Origin of the sequence: Halomonas sp. IOP_6, assembly GCF_021151565.1 — a bacterium.
GTDB lineage: Bacteria > Pseudomonadota > Gammaproteobacteria > Pseudomonadales > Halomonadaceae > Vreelandella > Vreelandella alkaliphila.
On the sequence record NZ_JAIRBO010000003.1, the window covers coordinates 286,077 to 299,965 of the forward strand.

Sequence of the window (13,889 nt, forward strand, 5' to 3'; positions counted from 1 at the left end):
TTATACTGCCTATTGATACTGTCTATTTATTTATACTGCCTATGCACGCTGCCAATGCTGTTCACTGCTGAACAGCCAGTATTCATCACGGATGCCTGATGCGACTACGTAATTTAATTATTTTGACGGTCATCGTGCCACTGTTTGTCATTCTAGTGGTTTTTAGCCTAGTGGCTATCAAGTCGCTAGAAGATAACGTGCGTTCCAAGCTGCAAACCGAAGTTGAGATTATCACCCGTGCATTGGGCACATCACTGAGTTACGCCGTCACTCGCGATAGCGACACCCCGCTAGAAGAGGCACTGCAATCCGCTTTTTCATTCCATCGTATCTATGGTGCTTATGTGTTCGACACCCAAGGCCGGGAAGTTTATGGGCTAGGGTTGGGCAAAGACCTGTTTACGCCGGATGAAATTCAGCAGGTTATCGAACAAGATGACCTGTATAGCAATTACCGCCAACAGGAAGGCTGGACGTACTACTCAGCATTGATTCCGCTGCGGGCGCAAGATGGTACGGTACGAGGTGTTCTGCAGGTAAATCGACTTAATACCGGCATCGAAAACTATACGGGCTTTATCAGTATTGTGGCAGTTCTGGTGTTTGTAATCGGAGCGGCCGGTATTGTTTTTAGCATCTGGTGGGGCTTTAGGCACTATATAGAACGACCGCTCAATCGTCTTTTGCACGTGATGTTACTTGTGGAAGATGGCGACCGCAGCCAACGGGCTACGGTCGATGGCCCGACGGAATATCGCCGCTTAGCATCAGGCTTGAACGGCATGCTAGATGCCATGGCAGAAAAAGATCGCGATATTGATGCCCGTCGGCAGCGCGAAATCGAATTAGAAAAGCGCCTGCGCAAATCTAAAAAGCTGGCGGAGTTAGGCGTTTTGGCGGCCGGTGTCGCCCATGAAATTGGCGCACCATTAACCGTCATCAATGGCCAAGCCCAGCGCTTAGCCCGCAGGGACACCATTGGCGATGACGAACGTGCACGATTAGGCCGTATCCGAGGCGAAGTCGAAAGAATTGTTCAAATTGTCCGCCAATTAATGGAACTAGGCAGACAACATAACGTAGAGAAAGACACGCAAGCGTTGGATCAGCTTATTCTGAGTGCCAGTGAGTTAGTGGAAGAGGAGCTGGAGCCACGAAATATTCACTTGGATATTGATCTTCCCTTCCCTACCCCCCATTTATTGGTCAATGGGCAGCAAATTGTGCAGGTACTCACCAATCTATTACGCAACGCAGCGCAAGCACCAGATGTTAGCTGTATACGCCTTAGTGCCAAGCAATACAGTGAAGAGCTAACACTCTGGGTAGAAGATGACGGGCCTGGCATTCCAGCGTCGCATCATCAGCAAGTATTTGATCCTTTCTTTACGACCAAACCGGTGGGCCAAGGCAGTGGCTTAGGGCTCTCCATGGTGCATCGCATTATTAACGACCACGGCGGGACGATTGGCGTATTTGATAGCGGCCTTGGCGGCGCTGGATTCGAGATTACGCTCCCCCTTAGTGAAACCGCATCCGCTTGAGGAAAACGTTTGTGACCCATCAGGAACACCTTTTACCTTTATTGGTAGTGGAAGATGACGCCGCTATACGTGAGTTATTAGAAGAAGAGCTCAACGACGCGGGCTATGACACGCTAGGCGTTCCCAGTGCCGAAGACGCCTTGGCGCTACTAAGCCATACAGCTGTGGCAATGATGATTACGGATGTACGTCTTCCTGGAATGACTGGCATTCAGTTACTTCAGCAACTGCGTCAAAGCGGCAGCGAGCTGGGCATTATTGTCATCACTGCCTTTGGCACCATTGACCAAGCCGTCGAGGCGCTAAAACTGGGAGCCGATGACTTTTTAACTAAACCATTGGATTTAGATGCCATTCGCGAGGCAGTCTTTCGCGTCTTAGAGCGCCAGCGTTTGTCTCTCTCCCACGATACTGAGTTGAGCCAGTTTCACGGTATTGTCGGAAAAAGCTCAGGAATGCAGTCTCTGTTTCATGATGCATCTCGGCTGGCTAAAAGCGATGCGCCTATTTTGATTCTGGGCGAAAGCGGTACCGGTAAAGAGCTATTGGCCCGCGCTATCCATCAAGAAAGCAAACGCCACGAAGCACCCTTTGTGCCTGTTAACTGTGCCAGCATTCCTGCCGATCTAATGGAAAGTGAGTTTTTTGGTCATGTAAAAGGGGCATTCACCGGGGCTAACGAAGCGCGCCGCGGTCTGTTTCATAGCGCTCAAGGCGGTAGCCTGTTTTTGGATGAGATTGGCGAAATGCCGGTTAATCTTCAAGCAAAACTGCTGCGTGCGCTGCAAGAAAAGACGGTACGACCCGTTGGCGGCGAGCGTGAGGAGCCGGTAGATGTCCGCATCATTGCCGCGACCCATCGCAATCTTGAAAAAGAGATCGAACAAGAGAACTTTCGCAGTGACTTGTTCTATCGCCTTGAGACGTTCTCTCTGCGCATTCCTCCACTGCGTGAGCGTGGCACCGATATAGAGCATCTTGTATTTGCATTAATCGACAAACACGCCGAAGCGCAAAGTAAGCAGATTGAACAAATCGAGCCCGAAGCGCTAAATAGCCTGTTGAACTACACCTACCCCGGCAACGTACGCGAGCTGGAAAACGCCATTATGCGAGCCGTAACACTGAGCGAAGAAGGCATATTGCAGCACCAAGATTTGCCAGAGCGTTTACGCGAACAGGCTAACCAACATAACGGCTCAGAAATAACGCCGACACTCACTGGTGAAGTGTTACCAGGCACTCAAGTGCCAGCACCTGCGCCTACCCGTTGGCCCAGCCTGGAAGAAGTAGAAAAGCGCTACATACGCAAAGTGTTAGAGGCCACCGGCGGCAATAAACGGCGTACGGCTGAAGTGCTGGGTATTGCTCGACGAACGCTTTATCGTCGTTTAGAGGATAACGAGGAATAAATTAACGCAAATAGTCGGCCACTCACCGGTGTAACCGACTATTCGTCTATGTGACGACAAGCTATGCACTACCTTGCCAAAATGGCGTACGTGTGGGGAATTTTCTTATCAAAGAGGGTTCACGGATCACATAAAAAACCCCCGCGGGCGCGGGGGGAAAAGGATGATAAACCGTGTGGAGCAGCCGCAGGGAACAGACAGCTGGGTCGGCTTATCATCGTAGGGAGCGTTAACGATTACTGGCCGCTATTCATCGCATCATCATTCTCATCAGCACCTGGCATCGGGTCAGTACCTTCACCAAATCCTGGGTTTTCTTCAGGATCTTCTGGGTTGCTAGCCTCTTCATCTGGCATAGGCTCTTCATCTGGCATAGGTACTTCATCTGGCATAGGCTCTTGTGATGCCGCGGCATCATCGCTTAGCCCAGGATCGCCCATGTCAGAGTCATCAGCCACTGCAGGCTCATCGTTCATCATGGAGTCAGAAGTAGTATCCGATGCGGTAGCATCGCTTGCGGTAGTTGCCTGTCCAGTAGAGGAAGTCGCATCTTGTTCCATCGTTTCTGGCTGTTCGGCAGGCGGCATTGGCTCATCACCGTTACCACAACCAGCAAGAGCTAATGTGCTAACGGTAGCTGCTAACATGCACAATGTAAGCACACGGGTGCGTTTGGTAACTTGATTAACTGGTTTATCCATTAGGCTTACCTCCCTTCTAACCAAAATATCGATTAACTACCTAATTCACTGCATAGCTCATACCAAAAACCGAAAAATATAAATTTATCTATAAAAATCAAAAATTTATAAAAAACACCAGATTAATTCTATGCCCAGAAAATTGTTACTGCGGGTTAAAACTGACACATGTGACACCTTTTGACGCTTAGCGCAGGAGGCGTTGTGACACACCCTGCCCACTTATGTATAATAAATATTAATAAATAACCAAGCTAAAACTTAAATTCTAATTATGAACCGTTTTGTGTCGCTGTTTGCAGGGAAAGCCATTTGGCATCGGAAAGCTAGCTGAGCAACGACACAAGGCTGCTCATTCACGCAAAAGGCATCGCTGATGGACGAGACACGCCCTGTCAAAATTCAGGTTCGCGGCTTAAGCAAGGTATTTGGCAAGCAGCCGAAAAAAGCCCTTGAGCTTCGTGACCAGGGTTTAAAACGCCCTGAAATTCTTGAGAAAACTGGCCAAACGTTAGGCCTTTCAAACATCTCATTCGATGTCTATGAAGGCGAACTGCTCGTCATTATGGGGCTTTCTGGTTCTGGCAAGTCAACGTTAATTCGGTGTTTGAACCGCCTGATTGATACCACCGAAGGCGAAATAATCATTGATGGCGAGAATATTCCCACGTTAAGCGAAAAGGCGCTGTTGGAGTGTCGCCGCCGCCATTTTTCTATGGTTTTTCAAAATTTTGCGCTATTCCCACACCGCACTGTACGCCAAAACGCCGAGTTCGGGCTTGAAATCCGCGGTGTCGATAAAGCTGAGCGTAAGCAAATTGCCCAAAGCGCGCTAACCCAAGTGGGGCTAGATGGCTGGGAAGAGGCTTATCCGAATCAGCTTTCCGGTGGTATGCAACAGCGTGTCGGCCTAGCCCGCGCCCTGGCGAATGACTCCACCGTGCTATTAATGGATGAAGCCTTTTCAGCGCTGGATCCTTTAATCCGAAAGGATATGCAGCAAGAGCTGTTGCAACTGCAATCTAAAATGCAGAAAACAACCGTCTTCATCACCCATGATTTAGATGAAGCGCTCAATATTGGTGATCGCATCGTGCTGCTTAAAGATGGCGAAGTCGTACAAATTGGTACACCGGAAGAAATATTAACCCAACCTGCTGATGACTATGTGCGCCGCTTTATCGAAGGTGTCGATCGTTCGCGTGTATTAACCGCCGAGAGCGCCATGCGCCCCGTGCGCTCTACCGCCCGCGAAAGCGACGGCCCACGCACTGCACTACATCGTATGCGTGACCACAGTATTGATTCAATTTATGTCACTGATCGTGACCGCCGCCTAATCGGCCTGCTAGAGGCCGAGTCGGCGAGCAAGGCGATTGATGCCAAGTCAGATACTATTATTGATCACCTGACTCAAGACTTCCGCAAAGTCCCCCCTGAAGAACCCCTGCAAAACCTGTTCGCTATGTTTAGCGATAAAAGCTTTCCCATCGCCGTCATTGACGAGCAGCAGCGGTTGCTAGGTGTCGTTGTGAAGGGCGCGGTACTGGATGAATTAGCACGAGCAGGAGAACAGTAATGGATATTCCAAGCATCCCTCTTGGCGATTGGATCGAAAGTGGCCTGACCTGGTTGACCAGCGAATATTCAGCCGTCACTCGGGCAATTTCCCGTTTTACCCAAACCGGCATTGATGTTTTGAATGATAGCTTGATGTGGCTACCTGAATGGGCGCTACTTGGGTTAATCACCCTACTCTGCTGGAGGCTAGCGGGTGCTCGCTTAGCGATTGGTTCAGTAGCCGGGCTAGCCTTAATTTGGAACTTGGGTCTCTGGAACCCAATGATTGAGACGCTCACGCTGGTGGTCTTCGCCACCCTGGTTGCCGTGATTATCGCATTGCCTGTCGGCATTGCGGCAGCATTATCTAATCGACTGTACCGATTGATCATGCCGATATTGGACTTTATGCAGACCATGCCCGCCTTTGTTTACCTGATACCAGCAATTCCGTTTTTCGGCATTGGTTCTGTATCCGCCATTTTTGCAACGGTAATTTTCTCGATGCCGCCTGCGATTCGCTTCACAACGTTAGGTATCCGCCAGGTGCCGGTTGAGCTTATTGAAGCCGCCGATGCCTATGGCGCAACGCGCAGCCAAAAACTTTTTAAGGTTCAGCTTCCGCTCTCGCTACCCACAGTGATGGCGGGTATTAACCAGACCATTATGCTGGCACTTTCGATGGTGGTTATCGCCGCCATGATTGGTGCAGATGGCCTAGGTAGCGAAGTGTGGCGTGCTATTCAGCGGCTACGCCCCGGTGATGGCTTTGAAGCTGGTATCGCCGTGGTCATTCTAGCCATGTTACTTGACCGTTTAACTCAATCACTACGGAAAACGCGCCGCTCACAGTGAATCAAGGAAGATCGCGCGGCCACCATCGTGCTGCGTTGACTGATCTTCTTGATGCACTCTTTTTGGATGTGCATGCTGATAGCGCGCCTATAAATTTTTAGTTAAGCAACGTTGGAAAGCATGCTTACTACAGTTGTGGCGCTTAACCACTATATTGATAGACGCCAGGACTATTTTCCCAAGGAGCAAGTGAATGAAAAGTCGTACGTTGAATCACCGCATCCGCCTCGCCTCATTAGCCCTCATTACCGGTGCAGGTGTGACCGCCGGAAGTCTGGCCCACGCCCAAGATCAGGGCACTATCAACCTTGCCTATGTTGAGTGGTCGTCTGAAGTAGCATCTACCAACGTCGTCGCTGCTGTATTAGAGCAAGCGGGTTTCGATGTTGAACTAACGTCGCTTTCTGCCGCCGCTATGTTCCAGGCGCTTTCCACTGGCGACGCCGATGCCATCGTCGCCGCTTGGCTACCCACGACTCACGCAGACTACATGGAGCGTGTAGGTGACAATATTGAAGATCTCGGCATGAACTTGGATGGCACCAAGCTGGGATTGGTAGTACCGGCTTACACAGATGTTGATTCTATTGCCGACCTAAACGACAACGCCGACAGCTTTAACGGCGAGATCATCGGTATTGACCCCGGTGCGGGCCTGATGGCTCTTACTGAAGAGGTCGTGGATACCTATGACCTCGGGCTGCGCCTGCGTAGCGGTAGCGGTGCCACCATGACCGCAGCGCTTTCAAGCGCGATTAACAATGAAGAGGATGTCGTGGTCACTGGCTGGACGCCACACTGGATGTTTGCCCGCTTCGATCTGAAATACCTTGAAGATCCGGAAAATGTTTATGGCGGTGCTGAGCAGATTCACACCGTGGTACGCCAAGGTCTAAAAGATGACTTGCCGGAAGCTTACGCCATCCTTGACTCTTTTGAGTGGACGCCCGAGCAGATGGGTGAGGTCATGCTGATGAATCAGGAAGATGGCAGCGACCCCTACGAAAATGCCAAGCAATGGGTTGAAGATAATCAAGATGTCGTCGAACAGTGGCTAAGCAACTAATTAAGTAACTAATGTTGTCTTGGCTAAATACAGTTTATTAGTAGAATGATTAATGAGCTGAAGCCGCACTTCGCTTCAGCTCATTTGTCGCAACCCACTGTTTTCAAAAAACGATATAGCTTTAATTAGTACGGTAAACCCATGCTAAATGGAGCTATATGAGGAGCGTACTGTGTTTAAGAACATTATGGTGCCAGTCGATCTTGCTCATCTAGAGCTACTGGAGCCTGCCTTAAGCGTAGTGGCAGACCTTGCTAAGCGATATGATGCTCATATCATCTACGTTGGCGTTACCGCTAATACACCTACAAGCGTTGCCCGCACACCCCAAGAGTACGAGCAAAAACTTGAAGCTTTTGCCCACGAGCGGCATAAAGTGCACGGTCAACCGGTAAGTATTAGGGTTTACAGCTCGACGGATCCCGTTGCTAATGTGGATAAGCAGCTTGTCGATGCAGTGGAGGAAACGGGAGCTGATTTGGTGGTAATGGCAACACATTTACCCCGCCACCTGGACATTATTATGCCGTCCCATGGCAGCAAAGTAGCCACCCACACAGACGTCTCCGTTTTCCTGATTCGAGTGGCCCAATAAACGCGCTCTTGCGTTGTAGAAGCAATCCGTTGACAACTCGCGCTTAACAGCACGCACTTTTAATAATGATGGGAGCAAATTTGTGGATAAAAAGCCGCAAAATCGACCACCTGAAGAGCCTGTCTCGGAAGGCATTCCTGCCCCGGAGGGGCCGGCAAACCTGATCGATACCGATTACGTTATTGGTCAAGACAATATAACCACCAGCACCATGGGCGTTAACCTCGACCTACACGGTAAGGTTTTCACCATTTCGTCGATTGTGGTTCTACTGTTTGTCGTTTTAACACTCGCCCTACAAGACACTATTGCACCGGTTTATGACGCTATTTTTAGTTTCTTGACCGGTAATTTGGCGTGGTTCTTTATATTTGCCGCCAATATTTTCGTTATTCTGTGTCTTGGGTTAATTATCTCCCCACTAGGTAAAATCCGCATTGGCGGCGCTGATGCAAAGCCCGACTTTACCTATGTGGGTTGGTTTTCAATGCTATTTGCCGCAGGCATGGGCATTGGCTTGATGTTCTTTGGTGTTAACGAGCCGCTGACCCACTTTGGTACATCCTTTGATGGTGGAAGCTGGGCACCATTAGCAGGCGCTGAGGGTGATGCTGCTGGCGCAGCGGCGCTGGGTATGGCAGCCACTATCTTTCACTGGGGCCTACATCCCTGGGCGATTTACGCAGTAGTAGCGCTGTCACTTGCCTTGTTTTCGTTTAACAAAGGGCTACCACTGTCTATGCGCTCGGTGTTCTACCCCATACTGGGTGAGCGCGTCTGGGGCTGGCCAGGGCATCTAATCGACATTTTGGCCGTATTTGCCACTCTTTTTGGTTTGGCAACTTCGCTGGGCTTAGGTGCAACCCAAGCAGCCGCAGGGCTAAGCTACTTGTTTGGCGCGCCAGAAAGCGATATCACGATGATTCTACTCATCATAGGCATCACTATTATCGCCATTGGTTCAATTCTGGCCGGTGTCGATAAAGGCGTTCAGTTGCTTTCAAAAATCAACATCGCCATGGCGGCTTTGCTGCTTTTCTTCGTTATTGCCGTTGGCCCAACACTGCTTATCGCGACAGGTTTCTTTGAAAACCTTCTTAATTATGTTGTTCATCTGCCAGCACTGTCGAATCCGTTTGGCCGTGAAGACGCGAACTTTAGCCAAGGCTGGACTGCCTTCTACTGGGCTTGGTGGATCTCCTGGTCTCCGTACGTTGGTATGTTTATCGCACGGGTTTCACGTGGCCGCACTGTTCGCGAATTTCTAATTTCAGTATTGTTGGTACCTTCTATTGTATCGGTACTCTGGATGACTACCTTTGGCGGCACCGCCATTGATCAGTACGTTAACCAAGGCATTGAAGCTGTGCGCGACGCAGGCGTGGATTTACAGCTGTTTATCATGCTTGAACAGCTACCGCTGTCACAAATCACCTCGTTTATTGCGATTCTACTGGTCATTATTTTCTTTGTGACCTCTTCTGACTCAGGCTCACTGGTTATCGACTCCATTACTGCAGGCGGCAAGGTGGATGCGCCGAAGCCTCAGCGCGTGTTCTGGGCGATTATCGAAGGGGCTATCGCAATTGCGTTGCTGCTTGGCGGTGGTCTGACCGCACTGCAAACTATGGCGGTTTCTACCGGTTTCCCGTTCACCATCATCTTGCTAGTGGCATGTTATGCCATTATCAAAGGTCTGATGAGCGAACCCAAAGCGGTATGATGTGAATCACTAACCATTAAACTAAATGCACTTGCACTAAACCACAAACGGGCAGCCATTTGGCTGCCCGTTTGCGTTAAGTAACGTTGCGCTGCTCAAACCCAAATATCTTTCAACCGCGTCTCAGGCGTGTAGTGATGACTGATCTGCGCTTGTAACAGTTCTGCTGTCGCCAGTGCATCAACCAGCGCGTGATGCCCTTGATAGACAGGCAGGCCATAGCGTTCACGACTGGCATTTAAACGAATCGAAACAGGCGGACGCCCTAACCAACGGCGAAACCGTGCCCATAACGTTTGTCGATGCATGCGCGCTTCAAGCGACATCGTATCGATTATCGGGAACATCACCCCTTCTCCCCGTCGTGCTTTTACGGCAGCATCAAGAAACGGGCGTTCGATGTTGCGAAAATGCACCACCACAAGCCGCCCTGCCAGCACCGCTAGTAGCTCATCCAACACGGCATCAAAGTCAGGCGCAGTAGCGATTTCAGAATGCGTGATGTGATGGTAAGCAATGGACGCCTCATCTAAGGGTCGCGAGGGTTTCACTACCCAGTAGCGACGCTGAGCAAGCGGAATGCGATCCAGTGTGAAAGGCACTACCCCAATGCTGACAATCGCGTGACGCCGCTCGTCCAATCCCGTTGTTTCCATATCTAACGCTACCATCGGCACTTGCGCGATAGGTGTATCCGGGCTGGGTAGCGGCGTTGCAAAGAATTGTCTAAGCGCACTATCATGAGCCTTTTCGGCTCGCTCAGCCATATAGCCTATCCAGTTAGCTTGAACTACTTTTTGGCGGGGCCGGATTCCATGCATCTTATCGCCCCTGCCGCTGAGCGGGAACGGGATAGCGGAACTTCAAGAATTTTTGCGCGTTGTTGAGTACTTGGAAAGCATCTTTAAGCGTGTGGCGCTCGCTATCCTCAACATTCTCCGGTTCGATATTATTATCGGGGAAACGGTCTTCCTGCAGATCTATCACTTGATGGCGAATCCGCGACATACATAAAAACTCAAATGCGTAACTGAGCTTATCGCTTACACCCGTCGCCAGCAGTTGGGTATTGCTTATATCATTTAAGCGCTGGAACGAGTTTTGCGCTTTAGACCCACAGGCCAACGCATGTACCCGAATAAGGTCAACCATCGGGGCGGTACCACGCCGTTTTAGGTTGATTGAGTTGTTATGTTTGCCATCCTTTTCCATCACAAACGTACGGAAGAACCCAAGCGGCGGTGTTCGATTCAGCGCATTACGGGCCATGGCCGCCAAAAACAGTGGCGACTGGGGCGCCGTTTGGGCAATCAAATCCTGAAGCGCTTCAACAAAATGGTCTTCGCCGTAAATGCTGTCTAAATCGAAGAAAATCGAACTATGGAGTAGTCGTTCAGGGGTTGGGTTCGCCATCCAGTCTTGGAAATAACGCTTCCAAACATGCAACGGCTGACGCCACTGGCGGTTAGTCGCCATCACATCGCCTTTACAGTAGGTATAACCGCAGGCGTCTAAGCCATCGCTGACAAAGGCAGCTAACGCGTGAAAGTAGTCGTCGTGTTCGTCGGGGTTAAAGTCGTCTGACAAGATCAGTGCATTATCCTGATCGGTGACGATACTTTGCTCATTCCTCGCCATGGAGCCGTTAACCATAAAACAGTAAGGCACCGGCGGTGGCCCTAGCGCTTCTTCGGCAAGCTCTAGCAGTCGCCGCGTAAAACTACGCCCAATGGTCGACAGGGCACTCCCCACCATCTGCGAATTAGCACCTTCTTGCACCATTCTTACAAAAGCAGCGCGCACATCTGGAGCAAGTTTTGCTAACCCTTGGGCGCTGGACTGGTTGAAAATATTGCTTACTAGGTACAGCCCACTTTGCGTCTCGTAACGAATAATATCGGAGAGGTGAACAACCCCAACCGGACGCTGTCGGTAAAGCACCGGTAAGTGGTGAACATTGTTACGCAGCATCGTCAGCATGGCTTCGTAAACCGACGCATCCGACTGAATGGTAATTAACCGTTCGGAAACAACCTCGCCAATGGCCGTTTGCGCTGACAGCCCTTCAGCTACAATGCGGGTACGGAAGTCACTATCCGTCAGAATACCGCACATTTGCCACGTTTTGCCTTCGCTGTCCTGAAAGCTGTAACGCGGATTATCACTGCCTTCATTAATTACCAGCACCGCCGACGCTTGAGCATCGTTCACTTGCTTAGCGGCTTGCTGGACGGTAGTCGTGGACTCAACCATGACGGGATAACGCGTTACCAATTTGCGTATCCGCGTAACCATCATATCGTTAGATTTCTTCTGCTGCTCTGCTGCAGTTTCTAAACGAGGGCGTTCGAGCTCAACAAAGTCAGCAAAATCATCGTCTTCTTCACAAAGTCGCTGAAAGACGACGTTGGGTATAAAGTAGATTAGCGTATCTTCTATCGCTTTAGCGGGTAACCGAACTTTATGGTTTCTCAGCAGGCTAAAATGCCCAAAGATATCCCCTTCGCCCAAGCGGTTATAAAGCTCACCTTGACGACGATATACCTCAACGGCTCCGCTACGGATATAGCACAATTCCGTGAGTATATCGTCAAACTTTAATATATCGCTCCCAGTTTTGTAGTAGCGTACTTGAACCTGCTCGGCAATGGCGTCTAGCAATACATCCGATAAGCCATCAAACGGGGGAAACTGCCCCATATGCTGACGTATTTCTAACAGTTCAACATCCATGCGATCTCCTGCACTTGGCGCGGCAGCATCATCAATAGATGAAGTTTGTCTTGGATAGCGTGTACCGTAAACCCTTCAGTCACAAATGAGAGTGAACAAAAGCAAAAAAACCCAGCGAAAAGCGCTGGGTTTTGTGCACTAACAGACTGGCAGTAGGAGGACAGAATACTTCGCAGGTTAAGGAAAATCTGTCACTATCCACAACACTAGCTGACTGGAACTAATTATGACTGGTTAGCCATTTCCTGAACACGCTGCATCATTTCAGGGTCTTGCTGGATTGACTGACCAATGGCGTTAAAGGTATCAACATCTAGACCGCTATCTTCAACGACTTCGATCATGCGGTCGTTGGCTTCAGCGCGAACTTCCTGTTGGGTGTTTTCATCTTCTGCTTCCTGCAGACGCTGTGTGTACTCTTGAGAGATCACGGCGATTTCTTGAGAAGCATCGGCGAACTGCTGTAGCTGCTCATCAGAGAAATCCTGAGTGGGCGCTTGCTGGGTAGCCATCGTATCCTGAGCGGATTCTTCGGATTGCTGTGCATGAGCGGTGCCAGCCAGAAGACCAGTAGCGAGAAGAGCAGCAGAGAACAGAGCAGTCATACGTTGCATAGTAAGAAACCTCATTGACGCGTTATGAATGTGCAGCGTGTGACGCGCTGTTCAGGAACAGGTTCAACTTTTTATGTAAAAGTTAGTAACAGAATGAAAACTTAAGCAACGAAAAACTAAGCAAAAAGGGCCCGCACCGAGGAACTATGTCCAACACTATCAATAGTTTAAAAAATGTAAATATGGCTTCTTTAGGCCTTGCCGCCATGCCTGGATTATTTGTTTTGCTCTGGAGCACGGGGTTCATTGGCGCAAAATTTGGCCTGCCCTACGCAGAACCTTTCACGTTTTTGTTTATTCGTTTCGTGCTCACCCTGATGCTGCTTATTCCACTGACGTGGTTAATGCGCATTGCCTGGCCTTCTTCGCCAGTACTCTGGCTGCATATAGGCGTTTCAGGGCTTTTGGTACACGGCACTTATTTAGGTGGGGTTTTTTACGGTATCTACCTGGGCATGCCTGCCGGGCTGGCAGCGCTATTGGTTGGCCTTCAACCACTATTAACAGCAGCCTGTGCGGGCCCGCTGCTGGGTGAACGCTTAACCACCCGCCAGTGGCTGGGGCTACTGCTCGGCCTTGTGGGCATCTGTCTGGTGTTGGGCAGCAAGCTAGAGTTCGGCACCTCACTTTTTGCTGGATTTGGCCTTGGTGCCTTAGTTAGCGTAATGGCTGCCTTAGTGGGAATTTCATTGGGGACGCTTTATCAGAAACGCTACTGCACCAGCATGCCACTGCTTTCCGGGGCGGTAATTCAATACATAGCGGCTGGCATGCTATTGGGCACGGGAGCACTGCTGTTTGAAACCCGCCAGGTCGAATGGAGCTTAACGTTTGTGCTCACTCTTGGTTGGCTAGTACTTATTCTGTCTATCGCCGCCATCTTGCTATTAATGGCGTTGATTAAAAAAGGGGAAGCCTCCCGCGTTGCCAGTCTGTTTTATCTAGTACCTCCGGTCACTGCGCTACAAGCATGGTGGCTTTTCGACGAACGCCTGCCCCTGCTCGGACTGGCTGGTATGGTCATTGCCATTGCTGGGGTGGTCATGGTGGTACGTAAACCTAGCAACAAAGGAGAAGCTTAAAGCG

12 protein-coding genes are annotated in these 13,889 nt (G+C 50.1%); 8 read left to right on the forward strand and 4 right to left on the reverse strand.

From position 1 onward, the window contains the following. Positions 1-98: 98 nt before the first annotated feature. Both K7H08_RS07490 and K7H08_RS07495 read left to right on the forward strand, forming a co-directional pair. On the forward strand, positions 99-1,544 hold the full coding sequence (locus tag K7H08_RS07490) for a sensor histidine kinase (RefSeq protein WP_231657605.1): 1,446 nt from the start codon (positions 99-101) through the stop codon (positions 1,542-1,544). An 11-nt stretch (positions 1,545-1,555) separates the two neighbouring features. After that, positions 1,556-2,956 (forward strand): sigma-54-dependent transcriptional regulator, encoded by a 1,401-nt coding sequence (locus tag K7H08_RS07495; RefSeq protein ID WP_231657606.1) that lies wholly within the window; start codon positions 1,556-1,558, stop codon positions 2,954-2,956. Between the two features lie 236 nt (positions 2,957-3,192). Here the strand turns inward: K7H08_RS07495 and K7H08_RS07500 are convergent, their stop codons facing one another. Further along, entirely contained in the window at positions 3,193-3,657 is a 465-nt protein-coding gene (locus K7H08_RS07500; protein WP_231657607.1) for a hypothetical protein, read from the reverse strand. A gap of 376 nt (positions 3,658-4,033) precedes the next feature. On the opposite strand from K7H08_RS07500, the gene K7H08_RS07505 reads away from it, so the two are divergent. The 5 genes from K7H08_RS07505 to K7H08_RS07525 all read left to right on the forward strand — a co-directional run bounded on the left by K7H08_RS07505 (position 4,034) and on the right by K7H08_RS07525 (position 9,456). After that, on the forward strand, positions 4,034-5,236 hold the full coding sequence (locus tag K7H08_RS07505; RefSeq protein ID WP_231657608.1) for a quaternary amine ABC transporter ATP-binding protein: 1,203 nt from the start codon (positions 4,034-4,036) through the stop codon (positions 5,234-5,236). After that, positions 5,236-6,072 (forward strand): ABC transporter permease, encoded by an 837-nt coding sequence (locus tag K7H08_RS07510; RefSeq protein WP_038477546.1) that lies wholly within the window; start codon positions 5,236-5,238, stop codon positions 6,070-6,072. Before K7H08_RS07505 ends, K7H08_RS07510 begins: the two co-directional genes overlap by 1 nt. Before the next feature lie 193 nt (positions 6,073-6,265). Then, positions 6,266-7,138 (forward strand): glycine betaine ABC transporter substrate-binding protein, encoded by an 873-nt coding sequence (locus tag K7H08_RS07515; RefSeq protein WP_038477549.1) that lies wholly within the window; start codon positions 6,266-6,268, stop codon positions 7,136-7,138. A gap of 172 nt (positions 7,139-7,310) precedes the next feature. Beyond that, complete coding sequence (locus K7H08_RS07520) at positions 7,311-7,733, forward strand: universal stress protein (RefSeq protein WP_038477552.1); 423 nt, start codon at positions 7,311-7,313, stop codon at positions 7,731-7,733. Positions 7,734-7,815: 82 nt separating this feature from the next. Continuing rightward, a complete protein-coding gene (locus K7H08_RS07525; RefSeq protein ID WP_038477555.1) occupies positions 7,816-9,456 on the forward strand; it encodes a BCCT family transporter in 1,641 nt (546 codons plus the stop codon). 95 nt (positions 9,457-9,551) lie between these two features. Here the strand turns inward: K7H08_RS07525 and K7H08_RS07530 are convergent, their stop codons facing one another. From K7H08_RS07530 to K7H08_RS07540, 3 genes are all read right to left on the reverse strand, one after another. Further along, positions 9,552-10,277, reverse strand: coding sequence for a 3'-5' exonuclease (locus tag K7H08_RS07530; protein WP_231657609.1), 726 nt, complete (start codon positions 10,275-10,277; stop codon positions 9,552-9,554). Position 10,278: 1 nt separating this feature from the next. After that, a complete protein-coding gene (locus tag K7H08_RS07535) occupies positions 10,279-12,189 on the reverse strand; it encodes a DUF294 nucleotidyltransferase-like domain-containing protein (protein ID WP_038477561.1) in 1,911 nt (636 codons plus the stop codon). A 224-nt stretch (positions 12,190-12,413) separates the two neighbouring features. Beyond that, complete coding sequence (locus K7H08_RS07540) at positions 12,414-12,803, reverse strand: DUF4168 domain-containing protein (protein ID WP_120386457.1); 390 nt, start codon at positions 12,801-12,803, stop codon at positions 12,414-12,416. A 146-nt stretch (positions 12,804-12,949) separates the two neighbouring features. Between K7H08_RS07540 and K7H08_RS07545 the strand changes: the two genes are divergently transcribed. Beyond that, the gene (locus K7H08_RS07545) at positions 12,950-13,885 is read left to right on the forward strand and encodes a DMT family transporter (protein ID WP_231657610.1); all 936 of its coding nucleotides are present in this window, start codon (positions 12,950-12,952) and stop codon (positions 13,883-13,885) included. Positions 13,886-13,889: the final 4 nt, after the last annotated feature.